General features: G+C 52.5%; 17 protein-coding genes. 12 read left to right on the top strand and 5 right to left on the bottom strand.

The window, feature by feature from the left end; all coding sequences use genetic code 11:
• Positions 1–38: 38 nt before the first annotated feature.
• Positions 39–458 (bottom strand): DUF2798 domain-containing protein, encoded by a 420-nt coding sequence (locus tag Q8K39_RS12785; RefSeq protein WP_186954335.1) that lies wholly within the window; start codon positions 456–458, stop codon positions 39–41.
• A gap of 82 nt (positions 459–540) precedes the next feature.
• On the bottom strand, positions 541–858 hold the full coding sequence (locus Q8K39_RS12780) for a hypothetical protein (RefSeq protein ID WP_186954334.1): 318 nt from the start codon (positions 856–858) through the stop codon (positions 541–543).
• 147 nt (positions 859–1005) lie between these two features.
• On the opposite strand from Q8K39_RS12780, the gene Q8K39_RS12775 reads away from it, so the two are divergent.
• The 10 genes from Q8K39_RS12775 (at position 1006) to Q8K39_RS12730 (ending at position 16284) form a co-directional block, all read left to right on the top strand.
• Positions 1006–1980: a LysR family transcriptional regulator gene (locus tag Q8K39_RS12775; protein WP_186954333.1), complete on the top strand. Its 975-nt coding sequence runs from the start codon at positions 1006–1008 to the stop codon at positions 1978–1980.
• Between the two features lie 179 nt (positions 1981–2159).
• A complete protein-coding gene (locus Q8K39_RS12770) occupies positions 2160–4169 on the top strand; it encodes a sensor histidine kinase (RefSeq protein WP_305260683.1) in 2010 nt (669 codons plus the stop codon).
• Positions 4170–4234: 65 nt separating this feature from the next.
• Positions 4235–4942, top strand: coding sequence for a riboflavin synthase subunit alpha (locus Q8K39_RS12765; protein ID WP_305260682.1), 708 nt, complete (start codon positions 4235–4237; stop codon positions 4940–4942).
• A 47-nt stretch (positions 4943–4989) separates the two neighbouring features.
• Positions 4990–5415 carry an SgcJ/EcaC family oxidoreductase gene (locus Q8K39_RS12760; protein WP_305260681.1) on the top strand — a complete coding sequence of 142 codons (426 nt, stop codon included), beginning with the start codon at positions 4990–4992 and terminating at the stop codon, positions 5413–5415.
• A gap of 2 nt (positions 5416–5417) precedes the next feature.
• The gene (locus Q8K39_RS12755) at positions 5418–6017 is read left to right on the top strand and encodes a protein tyrosine phosphatase family protein (RefSeq protein ID WP_305260680.1); all 600 of its coding nucleotides are present in this window, start codon (positions 5418–5420) and stop codon (positions 6015–6017) included.
• 119 nt (positions 6018–6136) lie between these two features.
• Positions 6137–6745 carry a hypothetical protein gene (locus tag Q8K39_RS12750; protein ID WP_305260679.1) on the top strand — a complete coding sequence of 203 codons (609 nt, stop codon included), beginning with the start codon at positions 6137–6139 and terminating at the stop codon, positions 6743–6745.
• Positions 6746–6959: 214 nt separating this feature from the next.
• Positions 6960–12101 (top strand): alpha-2-macroglobulin, encoded by a 5142-nt coding sequence (locus tag Q8K39_RS12745; RefSeq protein ID WP_305260678.1) that lies wholly within the window; start codon positions 6960–6962, stop codon positions 12099–12101.
• Positions 12102–12716: 615 nt separating this feature from the next.
• Positions 12717–15086, top strand: coding sequence for a penicillin-binding protein 1C (gene pbpC / locus Q8K39_RS12740; RefSeq protein WP_305260677.1), 2370 nt, complete (start codon positions 12717–12719; stop codon positions 15084–15086).
• 90 nt (positions 15087–15176) lie between these two features.
• On the top strand, positions 15177–15503 hold the full coding sequence (locus tag Q8K39_RS12735) for a hypothetical protein (RefSeq protein WP_305260676.1): 327 nt from the start codon (positions 15177–15179) through the stop codon (positions 15501–15503).
• Between the two features lie 103 nt (positions 15504–15606).
• Positions 15607–16284, top strand: a complete 678-nt coding sequence (locus tag Q8K39_RS12730) for a DUF2314 domain-containing protein (protein ID WP_305260675.1) — start codon at positions 15607–15609, stop codon at positions 16282–16284.
• Positions 16285–16621: 337 nt separating this feature from the next.
• On the opposite strand, the gene Q8K39_RS12725 is transcribed toward Q8K39_RS12730, so the two are convergent.
• Complete coding sequence (locus tag Q8K39_RS12725; protein ID WP_305260674.1) at positions 16622–16747, bottom strand: hypothetical protein; 126 nt, start codon at positions 16745–16747, stop codon at positions 16622–16624.
• Positions 16748–17122: 375 nt separating this feature from the next.
• On the opposite strand from Q8K39_RS12725, the gene Q8K39_RS12720 reads away from it, so the two are divergent.
• Positions 17123–17332 (top strand): hypothetical protein, encoded by a 210-nt coding sequence (locus Q8K39_RS12720; RefSeq protein WP_186954323.1) that lies wholly within the window; start codon positions 17123–17125, stop codon positions 17330–17332.
• A 101-nt stretch (positions 17333–17433) separates the two neighbouring features.
• Here Q8K39_RS12720 and Q8K39_RS12715 read toward each other — a convergent pair whose 3' ends face one another.
• The gene (locus tag Q8K39_RS12715) at positions 17434–18657 is read right to left on the bottom strand and encodes a M20/M25/M40 family metallo-hydrolase (protein ID WP_305260673.1); all 1224 of its coding nucleotides are present in this window, start codon (positions 18655–18657) and stop codon (positions 17434–17436) included.
• A gap of 29 nt (positions 18658–18686) precedes the next feature.
• A complete protein-coding gene (locus Q8K39_RS12710; protein ID WP_305260672.1) occupies positions 18687–19919 on the bottom strand; it encodes a urate hydroxylase PuuD in 1233 nt (410 codons plus the stop codon).
• A gap of 361 nt (positions 19920–20280) precedes the next feature.
• Here Q8K39_RS12710 and Q8K39_RS12705 point away from each other — a divergent pair, with 361 nt between their 5' ends.
• Positions 20281–21219, top strand: coding sequence for a LysR family transcriptional regulator (locus tag Q8K39_RS12705; RefSeq protein WP_305260671.1), 939 nt, complete (start codon positions 20281–20283; stop codon positions 21217–21219).

The raw sequence follows: 21219 nt of genomic DNA, 5'->3' as shown, positions 1-21219 counted from the left end.
TTTTTTTGTCTACTGCTACTGTTGATCAGAGATGCTGATCAGCGATGCACTGGCAACAAGCTGGGTTTGCGCCTCAGACCGCTTCTGGCAGTCGCCTGCTCGGATACTTGCATGATGGCACTGGCGCCCAGCGCATGGTCAGTGGCTACAGGTTTGCTCAGTCGACGAGACAGTTTATTGATCAGTGGTTTGCTGATATAGGCTGCTGGAAAAGCAATTGGCCATACCGTCAGCCAGGCTTCCATCCACGCACCCACAAAATCATGGCCCCAACCCATCCACATCAGGCGCAAGACAGCGGTCGCTACCAAACTGACCAAACCTGTCGTCAATATGGTGGGCAACATCGACGCCAGACTCTTGGAGCCAGCCACCACACGGGGCTGACGCAGGTTTTGCCCTGCTACAGGGAGCGAAACCGGACCAGATGCCAGCGTATATACAGAAGACTGTTGCATAACGACAATAAATTAATTCAAGGCTATACTGAAATGCAAAACTGCGGATGCATTCAGCAATAAATGTGTGAGACTAAAAAACTTAACCGCGTGAAGCCAGAGCGCGCAATTCAGCGGCCATGTTTGGCGATGTGCCATCCAGGTCGTTGGCGATGCGGCGGATTGTCAGCATGTTGCGCAAGTTACGTGTCGCGGTTTTTTCTTCGCGGGATTTTTTTGGGTTAATCACCAGCAAAGCAGCGCGCAACATACCCAGCAACATAGGCTTGAACACGATCAACATGGTTGCCAGAATACCCAGGCCCAGCAAAGGACGGGCAGCAACGGCGAAAGCACTGATAGCGATTTGAGAAACTGGCAGGGCGCTGGCTGCAGGGAAGGCGATATTTAGGAAAGTCATGATTTAATCCACTCTTTAAACTCTTTGTAATGCCGTCATAATATTGCAGTGCATCATATAATTCTAATTTTGATTTACCATATCAATTATGCTGTTCATGAATAATTGTCAGTAAATATTGGTAATTTCCTAACTGGAGCAAATAACGTGAATTTTCTGACATTGGATTTGAATCTCCTGCGCGTCTTTGATGCCGTTATGATTGAGCAGAATCTGACTCGTGCGGCAGACAAGTTGGCCATGACTCAGCCAGCCGTCTCCAATGCCTTGAAACGCCTGCGTCATTCACTGGGGGATGAGTTACTGATACGCACAGCCTATGGCGTCAAGCCCACGCCGCGCGCTGAAATTCTGTGGCCAGCGATACGCCAGGCTCTGTCTGCCCTCGAAAGTGCAATTGCCCCTACCAGCTTCGACGTGTCGCAGGCACAAACGACCTTCAGGATGGCGATGTCGGACGCTACCGCCGCCTTGTGGATGCCAACTCTGGTGAATGTCCTGGAAAAAGAAGCCCCCCGCGTGAATGTGCGCATGGTGCCGCTGACCACACGTGAACCGCGCCCCATGCTCATGCGTGGTGATATCGATATCGCTATTGGCTTCTTTCCCGGTGTCGTTGCTCAGCTTACGGGTGGACAAGGAGCGGCGAATAGCGCCATCCGCCATGAGCGGCTGTATTCCGGCCATTATGTATGTGTCATGCGCCAGGGGCATCCGCTGGCAAATAAAGACCTGACACTCGATGAATATTGCAACGCCAGGCATTTGCTGGTGAGTTTTTCTGGCCGTGCCCACGGCCTGGTTGACGAAGCCCTCAGTCAGATGGGGCGGGAAAGACGTATCGTCTTGACAGTCAATCAATTCTTTACCAGCGGCCGCGTGGTATCCAATTCAGATTTGTTGACGGTGTTGCCGCGTCACCTGGTTTCTGCTACTGGCATGACGGAAGCGCTGGTCTGGAAAGAATTACCCTTCGCCATGCCTGACGTACATGTAGACATGCTGTGGCATGAGCGCGATAGTCGCAACCCTGCTCATCAATGGATACGCCGTAACCTGGTGGATATGACGCACTCAAATCTAATTACAGAACTGGAACATGAGGTAAAACTCGATACCTGAAGGCATGAAAAAATCTGGTCATGCCCAGCATGGCTGGAAAACAACGATGTTGGATAAAGACAAGTCTTTCTGCTATTGCTGCACCAGCAAAAACTTGTTAGGCTAAAAGCAGGATGTTGACGGCTTTATTTACTCTCCCATTTCGGTATGGCGGCCAAGCATGATATTTTCACCCTAATATGACCGAAATCCACGCTTCTTGCTTGCGCTTCTTATTCTTGTTTGCATTCTGCCTGGGCATGTGCAACATGGGTGCGCATGCAGCCACAGTCAAACTGGATGGTGGCCAGCAAGAAGTGTCGTTGCGCTCGGCCTGGCAGGTTTATGAAGACAAAACCGCGCAATTGAAGATTGCCGATATCACCCATCCTGGGCATGCTCCACGGTTCCAGCCTCTGCAGGGCAATCTCAGCGCCTCCTTTTCGTCTTCCGTATTCTGGCTCAAGCTGGATGTACAGCGCAGCCAGCTTACTCAGAACAAGCAATGGTTGCTGGAACTTTCTCCCGTCATCCTTGACGATATCCGGCTCTACCATGTTGCCGCAGATGGCAGCATGACGACGCACCGTGCCGGTGACCGGCTGCCTTATTCCAGTAGAGAAATCCGGTACCGCTACCCGCTCTTCATGCTGGATTTGCCCGATACCGAAGTTCATCACCTATACCTGCGCATACAAAGCAGCAGCGCCTTGTTTCTGCAGGCCAGCCTGTGGGAGCCATTTGCCTTTGTAGAGCATGCCAATCAGGTCTCGAATTTCATGGGCATCTACTACGGCATCATGCTGGCCATGATCATCTACAACCTGTTGCTGGCGGTCACCTACCGGGATGTTGCGCTACGTTACTATCTGTTGCTGTCTTGCGTTTCCCTGTTGGCTGGCATGAGCCTGAACGGTCATGTAGGCCTGTATCTCGCCCCCGACTGGCCAGAGCTGGTGGATGCCTTGCCAGGTATTTTGTCGCCGCTGGTCATCATGAGCACATCGATGTTCATTGCCAGCTTCTTGCGCCTTCATGAAAAAATGCCGCGCATCTATCGCCTGTTTGTGTTGGCACAGATAATCTGTGTCTGTGCCGCACTCGCGGTGTTGGCGGGCTATTACCAGCTGGTTGCCCCTCTCATGCAATTGACAGGTTTTGCTCTGATACTGGTGATCTTGCCAGTTTGCCTTATCGTCGGCTTACGCGGTTACAAGCCTGGCTATATAGTCTTGCTGGCATCAGCCACCTGGATCACCGGACTCTCGCTGGTGACCCTGCGCAATCTGGGTGTGCTGGAGCCAGGTTGGGCAACAGAATACGGCTTCCAGATAGGTTCTGCCGTGGAAGCCATCTTGCTGGCACTGGCCCAGGCCTACCACATTAGCCTGATGAAGAAAGAACATGCCCAGACCCAGGCCAAACTGCTGGAAATTTCACAGCGCACAGAACAAGAACTTGATGCCAAAGTCAGACAGCGCACCACTGAACTGGCTGATGCGGTGGCACGCCTGCAAAAACTGGACAAGGACAAGAATGATTTCCTCGGCATAGCTGCCCATGATTTGAAAAATCCCCTCACCAGCATCATAGGCATGAGCGACTTGCTGCGCAAATTACAGCAAAGCATGCCGGAGTCGCAACGTCAGCATTATCTCGAACGCATCAGCAACAGCGGCCAGCGCATGATGCGCATTATCAGCAATTTGCTGGATGTGAATGCACTGGAAACTGGCCACCTGCATTTGCAAATGCAGAGCCTGGATGTGAGCAAAATCTTGCAAGACGTGGCCCAGCAATACACCGAGATGCTGAAAGCCAAAGACTTGCAAGTCATCATGGATATACAGGACAGTGTCATGGTCAGGGCTGACTTTGACGCCTGTGTGCAGATTATCGATAACCTGCTGTCGAATGCCGTCAAGTATTCACCACTTGGCAAGCGCATCTGGCTCAGTGTCAGCAACACCCCGGAGTTTGGTGTGTTCCAGGTCAGGGATGAAGGGCCAGGTTTATCCGCAGAAGACCAGCAGCATTTGTTTGAAAAATTCAGCAAACTGTCCAGTCTGCCGACGGCTGGCGAACATTCCAGCGGCCTGGGTTTGTCTATCGTCAAGAAACTCAGCGAAGCCTGTGGCGGTAAAGTCCATTGCGAAAGCGTCGTAGGTGAGGGTTGCAGCTTCATGGTCGAATTGCCGCTGGCGGCATAAACCAAACGCCATGGCACGAATGGCTTACAATCACAGACATTCTAGGCACTTCACTATCATCAAACATGTTTACAGGCATAGTACAGGGCATCGCCCGCATCGCAACACTCAATGACAAGACCGGCTTGCGCACGTATCAACTCGAATTTCCGAATGGTTTTTGCAAAGACCTGGAGATTGGTGCCAGTGTCGCTGTCGACGGCGTCTGCCTGACCGTCACAGCCCTGCATGGCGACAACGCAGCAGAATTCGATGTCATGCAACAAAGCCTGGCGATTACCACCCTCGGCGATTATGTCCAGGATGGCCGCGTCAATGTAGAACGCGCCGCCAAAGATGGGGCCGAGATCGGCGGCCACCCCTTGTCAGGCCATATCGACTTCAAGGCCCACATCGCCCAGATACGCGAACTGGAAAACAATTACGTGATACGCATCGCCGTACCTCCTGAATGGATGCGGTATATTTTCGCCAAAGGCTATATCGCCATCAATGGGGCCAGTCTGACGATTGCCGAAGTCAACCGCCAGGAAAGCTGGTTTGAAGTCTGGCTGATCCCTGAAACATTGCGCATGACCGTCTTTGCAGAGAAAACAACCGGCGCCAGCCTGAATATAGAAATCGAACGAACCACCCAGGTTGTGGTCGATACTGTACGCAATATGCTGACAGAAACCCTGGGGCCACTCATGCCAGCACTGGAAAGCCTGCTGGCACAGCAAGGCAAGGACCTGGGGCAAATCTTACAAGCTCAGGTGCCGCCACCCAAATAAGCTTGATCTGCAATGTTGCTTCAGCCCAGACATCACAAAGGATAGCCATGCACAATGCAGCAACAGAGCAAGCCGGCGCAGCAGCGGCCATACGGAACAATATCCAGTTATGGCAGGATGCCACGGCTGCCGGGGATGTGGACAAGTTGCTCGACTTGATGGATGAAGAAGTGGTGTTTCTGGTGGCAGGCCATCCACCCATGAAGGGGCGTGAACAATTTGCCCAAAACCTGCGCAACATATTGCAAACGCATAGCATTGCTTCTCAATCCGATATACAGGAAATTATCGTGCAGGCCGATCTTGCCTATAGCTGGTCTTACCTGCAAGTCGAGATCATTCCGAAACTGGCAGGCCAGTACATGCAGCGTGCAGGCAATGTCCTGAGTATCTGGCGCTTGCAGGAGGATGGCAAATGGCGTATCTGCCGCGATGCCAATCTGCTGACGCTGGAAACGCAGCCTGGAGCCTGAGCATGCGCGTACTTTCCTGCTCATTACTCCACAGCTTGTCCACAGGCTTGTCAACACGCTTATCTACATACTTATGCACCGCTTTTCTAGGCTTATGCACAGCCTTATGTACAAGCTTATCCACAAGTGTCTGGGCACAAAACATCGATGCACCGAATGTCGTCCCCATTACTGCACAGCTGACCAGCTCAGGCCAGCCCACTGCCAAGGCACTGGAAGGCCTGGCAGCGCAAGGCTATGAAGCCGTTATCTACCTGGCACCACCGCATGTCTCTGACGCGATACGGGAAGAAAACCTCATCGTCGGTCGCCAGAACTTGCTTTTTGTGAATATTCCGATAGTTTTCAACAAACCAGTGGTCAGCGACTACGAGAATTTTGCCGCCATCCTGCAGGGCCTGGCAAATAAAAAGGTGCTGGTGCACTGCCAGGTGAATATGCGCGCATCGACCATGGTCTTTTTGTACCGCGTGGTGGTCGGCAAGGAAGATCCTGCCCTTGCCTATGAAGCAGTCAGCAAAGTTTGGACGCCCAGCGGACCCTGGAAGCAACTGATGCTGGACGTGCTGCAAAAGCACAAGATAGCTTTTGACCCTTACTGAGAGTTTGCCAGTAAGCCATGAGGGGAAACCACCATTATCATCCTGATGACACATGGCACATCATCCGCGCTATTCCATATATGCGTGTGTCAAATCGTCCCTTACGCATACTCACACAAATGGATGCTACCGGGCTTGCTTACAGAAAATTTCTTTCCCAGTATCCGATTGTCCAGTGTGAGCCGCTGGATTTTTTCTATGAATGCAAACGTGGGATCATGGCGTTGGACAAACACCTCTTGAGTGACTTGCTATTTACTTCATCCTGGCGTGAGGCAAATTGTGGGGTCTGGCTAGCTTTGCTGGCTCCCCGAGCTGAATATAAAGAATTACTCGAAAAAATATTACCCAATCAATCACTTGCTGAAAGCACCTTAACACTGGCTTTGGCTGCAATAGATGGGCATATCGCACCCGAGCGAAAAACAGAATTTGCTTGTCTGTCGAGTGTACGCAGTATGCTTGATGAAATCCCGGATTTTCCTGCTCCTTTACGCATTGCGCCGACGCCAGAACAAATACCCTTGTATGAGCTTGAACGTGCCCGTATCTGCGACGCCCTGAAAAAAGACCATTTGCAAGAAGCGCTGACGCTGATGCGTAAGGGGCTTTTTGGATATTACAAAAAGGACTATCGGACTTGGCTAAGGGAAGGAGCCGCTCCTTACGCCGCAGGTATAGAGGAAAGAAAACAAGCTGAGTTCAAAGCCAGGTGGAAATTTTGGTAAATCAAAATGCGAAACAGTGTCACCATGAAAATTGATGGTTGCGAAATTTTGAACCACTGCAGCCAAGCTTATAAGCTAAGCCTGTTGCAATTACCCCCACGGAAGAAATCGTAACACCGGAAGATATCGTAACAAGTGAAATTATTGACAATGTCCATGTCATAATCATTGTGCAAAATTTGTGCAATCAGCGCCGATACTTCAGGGAAGCACCATGCAAAGCAAATCGTTCAAAATGGCGATGTTGTTCGCCTTACTCATCGCCATCATAGGCGGCGCATACTGGTACAAAAACAAGAGCCAGGGCACGTCTGACGGGATTGGTGCCCTGGTGGTCAATGATGATCCAAATGCGCCGCTCACCCTGGTCGATGCGGCAGACCGTGGCCTCGATGGTGCGCCTGCACTGGCGCTGACCTTCAGCATCCCGCTCGACAGCGGCAAGACTTATGAAAAGTATTTGCAGGTATTCGAGATGCCACCCTCGGCAGCTGACCTGAAAAAGGCCGAGACCAATAATAATGAGGACAATGGCTATGACGACGATGGCCAACCCAAAAAAGGCAAGGTCAGCACCGTCAGCACCAGCGCAGAAGATACCGACAGCAAGGGTGGCAAGCCAGTAGCCGGTGCCTGGGTGGTCGGTGAAAACCCACGCCTCTTGTACTTCCCGCATATAAAGCCACAGACCCGCTATGTTGTACAAGTGCAGCCCGGCCTGCCTGCCCGCAATGGCAAGACCCTGGGTAGCGAGGCGCGCTATTCCATCGTCTCAGCCCCAGTATCGCCTTCCTACTATTTCGCCAGTAATGGCATGGTCTTGCCTGCCAAGCAAAATGGCGGCTTGCCAGTCGTGACTGTGAATGTGCCGGAAGTGGATGTGCAATTCCTGCGCGTAAAAAATGACCAGTTGCCACGCTTTTTGGACCGCGTCATCAATGGCAAACCCAAGAAAGCCGATGCCGCAAAACCCGAAAGCGACGAGGGCGAAGGCGGGGATGATTACAACTATGACTGGAAACGCAGCAGCTTGAAAGGTGCGGTCCAAGTATACCAGCTTGATGATCTGCGCAATATGTCAGAGAGTGTCTATCTTGGCCGCTTCATGACCGAGCAAAAAGCCAATAAGCGCAGCGTCACCTATATCTCGGTCGAAGACATCAAGGAACTCAAGGATCCAGGCGTGTACGTCGCCGTCATGAGTCAGCCTGGGCGCTTCCGTTATGAATACCAGACCACTTACTTCTATGTGTCCGACCTGGGCCTGCATACCCATTTGTATGACAAGTCAGCCGACGCCTTTGTCAGTTCTTTGACTGATGGCAAAGCCGTCAGTGGTGTCGAAGTTTCCTGGATGGACGAAGCTGGCAAGGTCCTGGCCAAGTCTGACACCAATGGCGATGGTCATGTGACCTTTGCCGAACAACCCAAGACGGCCAAGATTTTGATGGCACGCAAGGGCGAGCAGATTTCTGTGCTGGCATTGAAAGAACCCGCACTGGATTTGTCTGAATACGATATCACTGGCTCGCCATTCAAGGCGACGCGTTTGTTTGCCTATTCTGGCCGCAACTTATACCGTCCCGGCGAACAATTTGATTTGTCGGTCCTCGCTCGTGATGCCGATGGTCGCGCCGTACCTGCCAAGGCCATACAGGCAAAACTGAAACGCCCGGATGGCAAAGACCAATTCACCGCCACCTGGCGACCAGACGAGCGCTTTGGTGGTTACCTCGTCAAACGCATAGAATTACCCGCCGATGCACCTACCGGTTTCTGGACTCTGGAATTGCGTGCAGACCCTGCTGACAAAGTGCCGGGCACAGTATTTCGCTTCGGTGTAGAAGAATTTCTGCCAGAACGCATGAAGCTGGACCTCAGCAGCAAGCTGGCAACACTGGCGGCTGACAGCGACTACAGTGTCGATGTGGTCGGCAGCTACCTGTACGGCGCGCCGGCAGCAGGCAACCGTCTGCTGGGTGTGGCCCAGTTTGAACGCAATAAAAATCCTCTGGCCAAACAATATCCCGGTTTTGAATTTGGTGACGTCACTGAAAACGAAGCCAAGACCCGTACTGAACTCGAAGAAAGCAAGCTGGATGACGAAGGTAAGGCATCCGTCGATGTAGACCTGTCGCCTATCGCCAAGCGCCGTTCACCATTCACCGTACGCACTACCCTGAGCCTGCTGGAAAGCGGTGGCCGCCCTGTCGTGCGCAGCATGGAACGCGTAGTCTGGCCTGCCCCAGTGATGGTCGGCCTGCGCCCCATGTTCACCGGTGAATATGCGCCTGAAGGCAGCCCGGTTGAATTTGAAGTCATCCGTTCGGACAAGGATGGCAAATTGCAGGCGTCGCCAACTTTGCCGGTACGCCTGTTCCGCGAAGACCGCAATTACTACTGGCGCTTTGAAGATCAACGCGGCTGGCAGTCTGGCTTCACTGAAACCGATGAACTGGTAGAAACCAGTGCCGTTGCCGTGCCCGCCAATGGCCGTGGCAAATTGCGTCTGCCGGTGCGCTATGGCCGCTATCGCCTTGAAGTGCTGGACCCGGATACCAAGATGCAGGCCGTGTATCGCTTCTATGTAGGCTGGAGCGCCCGCAGTGATGAAAGCCAGGGCGTGCGTCCTGATAAGGTCGCCATGAAGCTGGATAAGCCCGTGTATAAAGATGGCGACACAGCCCGTCTGACGATCACCCCGCCGCACAAGGGTGAAGCACTGATCACGGTAGAAGGCGACAAGACCCTGTGGGTAAAACGCATGTCTGTCGGCACTGGTGCAACCACGATAGATATCCCACTCAATAAAGACTGGAAACGCCACGACCTGTATGTCTCTGCCGTGGTCCTGCGCCCAGGCAATGAAGGCGATAAAGTGACACCAGCGCGTGCACTGGGTCTGGCACATATCCCGCTGGACAGGGCAGACCGCAAATTTGCCGTGACCATGGAAGCGCCTGTCAAAGTGCTGCCTGACAGCATCGTCAAAGTAAAAATCAAGGTGCCAGAAGCCAAGGGCCAAAAAACCATGGTGACCTTGTCAGCAGTTGATGTAGGTATCCTGAACATTACCAAGTTTGCCTCGCCAGACCCGCATGCCTTCTTCTTTGCCAAATTGCGTTATGGCTCAGACCAGCATGATATCTATGGTCGTCTCATAGAAAAAATGCAGGGCCAGAAAGGTAAACTGAAATTTGGTGGTGACACCACGCCAAAAGCCACCAAGAACTTGCCGAAAAAAGTCAAACTCATCGACATCTTCAGCGGCCCTGTGCAACTCAATGAGCAAGGTGAGGCCGAGATACCATTGGCGATTCCAGACTTCAACGGCACCTTGCGCCTGATGGCCGTGGTGGCAGGTGGTGAGCGCTTTGGTGCCAAGGATGCCGAGATGACAGTCGCAGCACCACTGATTGCGGAACTGGCGACGCCACGCTTCCTGTCTTTTGGTGACACAGCCATTGTCGCACTGGATTTGCATAATCTCTCAGGTGCAGGACAAAGCCTGAAAGTCAGCATCAATGGCGGCGAAGCCCTGAAACTGACAGAAGCTGAACGCAGCCTCAGCCTCAAAGACCAGCAAAAACAAACCCTGCGCTTCCCAATAGAAGCCAAGCCTGTGCCGGGTTTGCATACCATTACCGTCAACATCAGTGGCTCTGGTATCAAGATGGAAAGAAGCTTTGCCCTGACCGTGCAAGCGCCCACGCCACAAACCCAGATCACCAAGCGCTTTACGGTGAAGGCCGGTGAATCGCTGGATATCAAAGAGGCTGACCTGGCGGGCTTGCACAAGGCATCCTTGCTGGCTCACATGGTGGTATCGAACAAAGCTCCTATCGATATCCGTGCTGCCATCCAGGGTTTGCTGACTTATCCCTACGGTTGTGCTGAGCAAACCACCAGTACTGCTTACCCGCATGTATTCGTTGATGAAGAAGCCGCCAAACGCTTTGGACTCAAGCCTTATACACGCGAGCAAAGAGTGGAAATGCTGGACAAGGCCATCGCCCGTCTGGCAACCATGCAGGCACCCAATGGCGGCTTCAGCCTGTGGGGCAATGTGTCCGAGTATGAATACTGGTTATCTGCCTACGTCACTGGCTTTTTGGTGGATGCACGCGAACAGGGCTTTGGTGTGCCAGATGCGATGTATAACAAGGCCCTGGATTACCTCCTGCGCGGTTTGCAGGACGGGGTAGCACGCATGCCCGCCAGTCCAAAATCGGCAGCAGCCACAACTAACGGAACCAACACCAACGTGTGGGAAGAAAACCGTGTGCGTGACAATAGCCATTTCGGTGTACTGGCAGCAGGTGCGTATGTGTTGTCACGCCAGAACAAGGCACCACTGGCAACACTGCGCCAGATGCATGATGCCCGTGGCCACGCACAGTCCGGCCTGGCCCTGATACAACTAGGTATCGCCTTGAAGCAAATGGGTGACAAGGCCCGCAGTGATGTCGCTCTGGCTGAAGGTGTCAAAAAAGGCCGTGACAATGGTTACTGGTGGTATGACTACGGCAGCAACCTGCGCGACGCTGCCCTGTCCTATGCTTTGCTGGACAGGCACCAGATCAAGCTGGATGGTCGCGATAACCTGATCGGCGTCATCGCCAATGAGATGGAGAAACACCGTTACTACAGCACCCAGGAAAAACTCGCCCTGTTTCTGGTAGGCCGTACTTACAGCACGGGTGAAACAGCACCATGGACAGGCACCCTGGCCGCTGCTGGCAAGACCGATGAATTGTCAGCCAAGGCCACGCTGTTCCGTGAATTGCAGGCCAGTGAATTGTCTGCCGGTCTCAAGCTGAGCAATAACAGCAAGGACAATCTGTATGTGGAATTATCCATGAACGGCAATCCGGTCAAGCTGCCACCTGCGAAGAGCGACGTCATAGAACTGAGCCGCAAGATGTATGCTCCAGATGGCTCAGAAATCGGTAACCGTGCCTTGAAGGTAGGCGAGACTATTATCATGCGCATCACAGCCCGCAGCCGCAGCGCCATGGGCACAGGCATGATCGTCGACCGCATTCCGGCTGGTTTGGAAATCGAGAACACGAACATTGTTCAGGGTGAACAAATGGGTGTCGTAACGATAGACAAACTCAACCCCGCCGAAGCCATGCAAAACCCGCACATCAAGCATGTCGAGTTCCGTGATGACAGGTTTGTGGCAGCAGTACGCATGGACTGGAATGTGCTGAACCTGTTCTACCGCGTGCGGGTAGTGACACCGGGTAAATTTGTCATCCCGCCGCTTTATGCGGAAGATATGTACAGGCCGGATTTGTATGGGCAAACGGGTGGGACGGATGTGTTGACTGTGGTGGAGAGTGGGAAGTAGTTGGGACCATACTATGTAGGTTGGGCTGCGCTTCATCAGCCCAACACTCAGCCTCTGAATAAGGTATTCGTTTATCAAAGTCTGACCGAAAACCTCTCACCACAGAGACACAGAGACACAGAGTCACAGAGGAAAAACTGAGCAAGACGTGAGAGTTTTTTTGATGAACTGCAATCGTAAATTCGTCATTCCTGCGCAGGTAGGAATCCACCGGGCTGGCGCACCAGCGGCGTTCTTTGTATGCTTGAGTCGTTATTAAAGCGATTGCCCTTCGTAGATACAAGCCGGGTCTCGGCCCGGCGGCCGAAATACTTTCTTTGCTTCGCCAAAGAAAGTATTCAAAGAAAGGCGACCGCAGACTCGCTCCCTTCGGGAGTACCCGTTTATGTGCTGCAAAAAATGGGAAGTGTCCGAAACTCGCTACGCTCAAACAACGGACACTTCTTTTTCCATTTTCTGCAGCACACAAACGGCTTCGTCCCGAGCGGACTAAAGTCAAAAACAGAGTCAACAGCAACACCAAAAACAAGATCAATTTGACCAACATCCACATTGCTCCACTTGTCGTTTATTTGATTTCTCCGTATCCGAGATTAATAAGAAAATTTCCACCGAATGACGCTCAATCTCAAGAAGTACACCAACTTCACTTCCCTGCGTAAAGTCCTGCTCACTCATAAAAAGAAATGCGCAGCAATCATCATCGTCGCTCTGACTTTCATCATCGCCGACCTTTGTTTCCCCCTGCCCAAACCTGGTCGCGATTCCCCCTATGCCATGGTAGTCCTGGCCCGCGACGGCACGCCTTTACGCGCCTTCCCTGACAAGGACCACATCTGGCGTCACGCCATCAGCCTGCAGGAAGTCTCGCCCTATTATGTGGATGCATTGACACAGTATGAAGACCGGGCTTTCTGGTGGCACCCGGGTGTCAATCCGCTGGCGTTGATGCGGGCGGCGTGGCAGTGGGTGCGTAATGGCGAGATTATTTCTGGTGGTTCCACCATCACCATGCAGGTGGCGCGCATGATTGATCCTACGCCGCATACCGTGCGTGGCAAGCTCAAACAGATTGCCCGTGCGCTGCAGCTGGAAGCGCATTACTCCAAAAAAGAAATACTGACGCTCTACCTCAACTATGCCCCTATGGGAGGCGTGCTCGAAGGTGTGGAAGCTGCCAGCCGTGCTTACCTCGGCAAGCCTGCCAGTCGCCTGACGCATGCAGAAGCAGCGCTGCTGACAGTGTTGCCGCAATTGCCCTCAGTCTTGCGGCCTGACCGTTATCCGCAACGTGCTCAGGCAGCACGTGACAAAGTGATACGCCGCATGGAGGGTAACTGGAGCAAGGACATCATCGCCGATGCCCTGACCGAGCCAGTCACCGCGCAAACTCTGCGCGAACCCCTGCTGGCCCCCTTGCTGGCGCTGCGCATGAAGCAAGATGCCAAGCGCTCGAAAAACCAGCAAGCCGTGATTCAAACCACGGTAGACACAGCGATCCAGCAAACCCTGGAAACCCTGCTGGCTGACCGCATACGGCAATTGCCACCACGCGTCTCCATGGCCGCCATGGTGATGGACAACGCCACGTTTGAAGTGCTGGGTTATGCTGGTTCAGCAGACTTTAGCGACCGTGAGCGTTTCAGCGATGTCGATATGGTGCGGGCTGCACGCTCGCCTGGTTCTACCCTGAAACCCTTCCTGTATGCCTTTGCGCTGGATGAAGGCTTGATCCATTCAGAGTCTCTCTTATCAGATACGCCACAATCTTTTTCTGGCTATCAGCCTGGCAATTTCCAGCAAAACTTCCACGGCCCGGTCAGCGTTTCTGAAGCACTGGTGAAATCTCTGAATGTGCCGGCTGTCGAAGTGCTGGAACAACTGGGTTCAGTTAATTTTGTCTCCATGCTCAGGCGTGGTGGCTTAAAGCTGGAATTCCCGCGTGGCGCGACACCCAATCTCAGCGTGATACTGGGCGGTGCCGGAGCCAAATTGGAAGACATGGTCGGTGCTTATTCTTCACTGGCACGCAAGGGCATGGCCGCCGTGCCACGGATGACACCAGCAGCGCCGCGCAAGGAACAAAGGATGATGAGTGAAGGTGCCGCCTTCATTGTGCGCGACATACTTGAAACCGGCGGGCCAGTGGCGCGCGCCGTAGAAGGCAATGGCAGCTATCGCGGCATCGCCTGGAAGACCGGCACCAGCTTTGGCTTCCGCGATGCCTGGGCGGTCGGCGTCAGCAACCGCTATACCATAGGCGTCTGGGTAGGGCGTCCAGATGGCACGCCCAATCCCGGCTTCTTTGGTGCGAATGTGGCAGCGCCCTTGCTGGTAGATATTTTCACCGCCATACCAGATGGCCGCAGCCTCAGCCCGGCATCGCCACCAACCACGGTAAGTCAGGAAAAAATCTGCTGGCCGCTGGGTACACGCGCCAGCGAGCAAGTAGAAAAACTCTGCCCGCTGCAACGCACCGCATGGGTCTTGAACGGCGCAGCACCACCAAGTTTTGCCGACCGCCTGAAAACTGCTTCCCCCATTTTCACCTACTTTGTCGATAGCCAGAGCGGCTTGCGGGTAGCCCCCGAATGCAGCAAGCGCCCCATGGATAAATTGCAGGCAGCACGCTGGCCCTCAGCACTGGAACCCTGGCTGGACGCAGGCCTGCGCAAGGTCGCCCTGCCACCGGCCTGGGCAGCAGAATGTGCCGCTATCTACAATGCCGATGAAATCATCAAGATAGTCGGCCTCAGCGATGGCGAAATCCTGCACCGGGCCAGCGGCAAGGAAGTGCCCAAGGCCAGACTGGAAATCCGTGGCTCACAGGCCGAAGTCAGCTGGATGGTGAATGGTCATCTTGTATCGAACAAGCTGGCCAACCAGTCGCAAATCATAGAATTCCCAGAGGCCGGGCGTTATGATATTACGGCTTTTGATGCCTATGGCCGCTATGACAGGATAAGTATCAGCGTAACAAAGTAAAGCTATGTAAAGAAGCAGATATCTTCACTTTTCCTTCATGATTTTTGCTTAATATCTATCCTGTCATCAACACCCTTGAAAGGAAACAGGATGAAAAACTTACTAAACCTGGCACGCGCCAGTATCTTTATGGCGGCATTGGGTGCCAGCCTGTTCGCCCATGCCCAAGCACCGGGCGGTGACCAGAAAAAGCCGCCTGAGGCTGGTAAGGACGACAGGCCACCCCGCGAACCACCACCGCAAGCTTATGAAGACTGCAAAGGGAAAAAAGAAGGTGCGGTAGTACAAATAACCACGCCACGCGAAGGCAAGATTTCTGCGACTTGCACCAATTCACCCAAGGGCCTGTTTGCCAAACCAGAACGGCCACCACGCCCACCGGAAGGCAAGGACAATAATCCACCACCCAGGAAATAAATTGTCACAATAAAATTTTTCTTTGTGTAGATAATTTCCATGCATTGCGGACTGCCAGAGTAAAATTTCTACTTCTGGCAATCCTGCGTGCGATGGAATCAACATGAGTGAAGAAAAATTAGTCCCCGTTTTTATCCCTGCACTGGTTGCGATTCTGGTCAATGTTGAAGACAAGAAAGGCAGTCCTTTAACGTATGAGCAAGTGATAACACTCCGTGACAAGGCAAGCGTCATGATGATGGAAAAATCCCATGCTGACGCACTTGCAGAGTCACGCGGCTACGATGATATAGATCCAGAAAACTGTTGGTATGACTGGCAAATGTGCAGGCGAGAAATGGACCGTAAGCCTGATCTCGACCCTGGCGCGAAAATTTCCATGACTAACTCAAATGATGCAAGCATGCAGCAAGCTTTTGCCGATGCCAAGCAATCATTGCCACATTTCAGAAAGCTTATACACAGCAACACTGAAGAAGAATTTTTCCCTCTGATCAAAACCAAATTTGCTCTTGCCAATGGCAATATGTTTGTGTGGCTGAGAGTAGTTGAAAGCAGCGATACAGGTTTTACAGGCGAGCTATTTGAAGTGCCCGCAGACCTACGCGATCATGAAATTGGCGACACATTCAATCTTGAAGATGCGGCAATCATAGACTGGATGATTAATCACGATGGTGCCATGCACGGTGGCTATACTATCAGGGCGCACAGGGCAACGCTGGATGACAAGGAGCAGGCCAGGCTAGATGAACATCTCGGTGTCAGGCATTATATGTAAGCAGAAGAATTCAGTTCAGGCGTACAACTCAGAAAACAGTTGTATCTGAAAGGATATGCATTGACCGATGTTACTTGTCCATTTTTCAAGCAGTAGGATTTTTAAATTTGAATATGTGCTGTAATCAGCTTTGACCTACACAATTTAGACACTATGGGTTCAAGACTGGGGCGCATGGCGAGGACGCGCAGTTCAGCCAACTGTGCAGCATCATTGAGCGTGCAAGGTTCAAGTCTTAGATTCATATCACGAACAATTTTGTGCACAGCAATTGTGTCATGTGGATAAACGCATTCTTACCCACTTTTGGCACATCCCATTTACCTCCAACACGCACTCACCGCTGGTGGACGATCACCATATCCAGCTTGGGAGTAATCAATAAGTATTGTCCATGCAAACCCCAGGCCATGTACGCTCCGTGCAACTGTGAATCACTGGGTTCTTCCAGCACCCACCACATATTGGAAAACACCTGAGCGTACGGTCAGCAAGTTGCACAGCCTGCATTGTGCGCTGGTCGCGGAAACTCTGGCCTGTTCAGCACTTGGAAAAACTGTGGCGGCATTGTGAATTGCTGGCTGCCATGTGAGGATAAACACTCATTTATTCTTAGTCTATAGGTGAGATCTGAGGCATGCTCGTGACCTGTGATTGAGGTGACCAGGATCAGGGACGCGGGCGACCCGCGGGAAAGTCTGGGCGGCTGGTACCTGATGCCAAACTGTCTGCGCGCTTATGACAAATGTCATGAAATACTGCTTACAGCCGCTACTTATGCAGGTGTCCTGGCTTGCATATACTGGAGTCTCAATCAACCAAGGAAGGAAATCCTGCCATGTCCGACATACTCTCTTACTCTCAAATCGTTCCACTGGGTGCATTTGCTGTTGCCATCGCTTACTCGGTCTGCCATGCCTGGATCAAGACCAGTCAGCACGAAGCTGAACTGCAACAACGCTCCATGGAACATCAGGAAAAAATGAAAGCCATGGAGCTGGAAATTGCCCGCAACCAGGCGGTAGCGGCAGACAGAAAAAACAGCTAGTCTGAGTTACAAGTATATGTACCCAGTCAGCAGGCATGCGATGCACATTGAGCGTGATCGCATGCCGGTTGCATCTGATGTGGACAGATGGTTGCCCAACATCACACCAGCAAATCAGCCAAGCTGCGTGCAATCACCTTGGTAGCGCGCCTCAAGTCTTCCAGGTTCAAACGCTCATCTGCGCGCTTGGCATGTGACTCCAGTACAGTACGCGGACCTGCCCCATAGATGACGCCTGGGATGCCTGCTTCCGAGAACAGACGTACATCGGTATAAAGTGGCGTGCCAAGTGCAGGAATCGCTTCACCAAACACGGCACCACCATGTTTTTGTATCGCTTCTACAAGTGGCGTATTGCCAGGCAGGGGGCGCATGGAATTTGCCAGCAAGATGCGTTTTACGTCGACACTGATGCCAGGCAGTTCAGCTGCAGTATCGCTGATGACTTTGCGCAAAGTCGCTTCGACTTCTGCCGGATTTTCTTCCGGTATCAAGCGGCGGTCCAGCTTGAAGGTCACGCGGCCAGGGATGACATTGGTATTGGTGCCACCTTCTATCGTCCCCACATTCAAATAAGGATGAGTAATGCCTTCGACTTTCGAGGTCACCTGTTTGTAGAGAGTGTTTTGTGCATACAGGGCATTCAGGATTTTCACTGCAGCCTGCAAGGCATCGACGCCAGAGTCAGGGATTGCCGCATGGGCCATCTTGCCGTGTACTGTCACTTCCATTTGCAAACAGCCGTTATGTGCCGTGATGACCTGGTAAGAGAAACCGGCGGCGATCATCAGATCAGGTTTGATCAAGTTGTGCTTGAGCATCCAGCCGGGGCCGACTTCGCCACCAAATTCTTCATCATAGGTAAATAGTAATTCCAGCGTGCCTGCTTTTGGCTTGGCAACTGCTTCCAGTGCGCGCAAGGCAAAAGTGTAGGTAGAGAAGTCGCATTTACTAACCGCAGTAGCACGGCCATAGATATTGTCATTTTCTATTTCACCACCATAGGGGTTCTTGGTCCAGCCTTCGCCTGGTGGCACCACGTCACCATGGGCATTCAGCAGCACGGTCTTGCCTGGGCCATACTGGCGGCGGACCAGCAGGTTGGTGATGCTTTGCAGGCCAGCGTCTTTGACTTCGCTGTCCGGCACTGCATGCTTTTCTGCGACGATACCCATGTCTTGCAGCAGATCGGCGGTACGTTCTGCATGTGGGGCATTATTGCCAGGAGGCGTGTCAGTTGGCACACGTACCAGTTCTTGCAGGAACTTGACCTGCTCGTCAAAGTGGCTGTCTATCCAGGCATCGAGTTGTTCGTAGTTATTCATGTCTATGTACTTTCTAAATTTTTATTGATTTACTTGGCACCGGCCTGGAACCAGGCACCGACGATCGCACGTTCTTCATCCGTCATTTGTGTCATATTCCCTATAGGCATGGCCTTGAGTTGCACAGTCTGCATATTGACCTTCACTGCGTTCTGCCTGATCAGTGCTGGCGTATCGAGCTTGATACCAGCCGGTGCAGTGGCAAAGCCAGGCTGGGTAGGCGCAGCCGCATGGCAGGACACGCAACGCTGGTTGATGATGCCCTGCACCTTGGTGAACTGGGCAGCGGCTGCTTCTGCCGCAGACAAGGCTGGATCAGGTGCTGCCACTTTGGCTGGTGGCTTGGGTGCAATTGCAATCGCCACTGCCAGCAATAAAGTCACGCCCGCCGCTGGATAAGCCCAGTTGGTAATACCCTTGTGACGCAGGTTGAAAAAGTGGCGTATCAAGACACCCGCCGCCATGATGACCGCCAACACCAGCCAGTTGTACTCATGGTTATAGGTCATTGCATAATGGTTGCTGATCATGATGAACAGCACCGGCAGGGTGAAGTAATTATTGTGTACGCTGCGCTGCTTGGCCTTTTGGCCGTGGATAGGGTCAGGCGATTTGCCCTGTTGCATGGCTTCGACCAGTTTGCGCTGGCCGGGGATGATGAGCATCAGCACATTACCTACCATCATGGTGCCTATCATGGCACCGACGTGAATATAGGCGGCGCGGCCACTGAGAAATTTCGACAACACAAACCCTGCCGCCACAATGAACACAAACATGATGATGCCCAACAAGCCTTCACGCTTGCCTAGCGGTGAGCGGCACAGCAGGTCATATACCGTCCAGCCCACCAGCAGCGTGCCCAGGCCTATGCCTATGGCTTGCCAGCTCGTCAAATCAGCCACTGACTTGTCTATCATCATCGCAGAAGCATTGAAGTAATAGACGATGAACAACATCGCAAAGCCAGACAGCCAGGTGGCATAGGCTTCCCATTTGAACCAGTGCAGTTCTTCCGGCAGTTCTTTGGGGGCGATCAGGTATTTTTGCGGGTTATAAAAACCACCGCCATGCACGGCCCACAATTCACCGGACACACCCTTGTTGGCCAGTTCAGAACCGGGCTTGGGTGGGCGGATATTGTTATCAAGCCAAACGAAATAGAAAGATGCACCTATCCAGGCAATCCCAGTGATCAGGTGCAGCCAGCGGACGATCAGGTTCAGCCACTCAGTGCCATACGCAAGTAAAAAAGCTTCCATGTTTTCTCTCATGTTAGAAGCTCGTCTGCCTCCGCGGGGCTCTTCAGACGAGAGGGATAAACAACATCCCAAGTGGTCGCGAACCGAAGCTCCGCTGCGACCAGTGTTATTAAGGAATATACCTTCCTATTATTCACGATGTCAGTGCTAAAAAACCACAAAATGTATCCAACTGCTGCAAATGTCTCCCATTACCGCAGTTAGACCAAGGGCAGGTAATGCTGGATTATGAAAGTCCAGCACTAATAGCAAAAAACTTGGTGAAGTCTGGTAACGATAAACTTTTTCCCTACAAACTTCATTGAAAACGAAGTATATTAAAAATACAGATTTCGATATACGTTTGAAGATAGGCATCAGCATGGCACAACTACCGAATCATCTCGACCTGCACTTGATACGCATTTTGTATCTCTTGCTGAGTGAGAAAAACGTCTCGCGCGTGGCTTTGAAGCTTAACCAGCCCCAGCCTTCGATTTCTGCCTCGCTACGCAAATTGCGCGAGCTGACTGGCGATCAATTGCTGGTACGCGGTGGCCGCGGCATGGTGCCTACACCTCATGGTGAAACCCTGCTCAAGCCTGCCAAGCGCATACTTGATGAAACTGAGTTGTTGTTTGAACGCAAAGTCCCCTTCGTCGCCCAGCAAGAGAGCAAGACCTTCCACATTGCCGCCCCAGATTCTCTGCATGTGCAATTCCTGCCCAGCGTGGTAGAGCGCCTGCGGCGTGAATCACCCAAAAGCCGTATTGTCATTCATGGCCTGGGAGCTGAAGTTGATTATGTACGCCATTTGTCTGACGGTGACCTTGATTTGGTCATCGCTAACTGGGACGAACCGCCGCAACACCTGCACCTGTCCAAGTTGTTTGAAGACCCCATCGTCTGCGCCATGCGTGCCGACAGCCCTTACGCCAAGCGCACCGGCGCCGACGACATGACGCTGGAAGACTACCTGAGCCTGCCGCACGTCGCGCCTTCACAACTCTTGTCCGGCTATCACGGTGTCATCGATGCCCATCTGGAACGCCAGCACCTGCGCCGCAATGTCGTGGTCGAATCCGCCTACTTTGGCCTGATGCCACATATGCTTGCGCAATCCGACATGGTGCTGACGACAGGCAAGCAATACCTGAGCTTTTATGAAAAAAGCCTGCAACTGAAGACGTTTAGCATCCCCATCAAATTTCCGCCGCTGCGCTTTTACCAGCTCTGGCATGAACGTGTCCATCATTCACCAGAACACAGATGGCTGCGTGAGCAGATAGCTCAGGCAGCCAAATCGCTGATGTCCAAATGA

Origin of the sequence: Undibacterium sp., assembly GCF_030683615.1 — a bacterium.
Lineage (GTDB): Bacteria > Pseudomonadota > Gammaproteobacteria > Burkholderiales > Burkholderiaceae_D > Undibacterium > Undibacterium umbellatum.
Note: the sequence above shows the minus strand (reverse complement) of the source record. Positions and strands in the feature narration are given on the sequence as shown.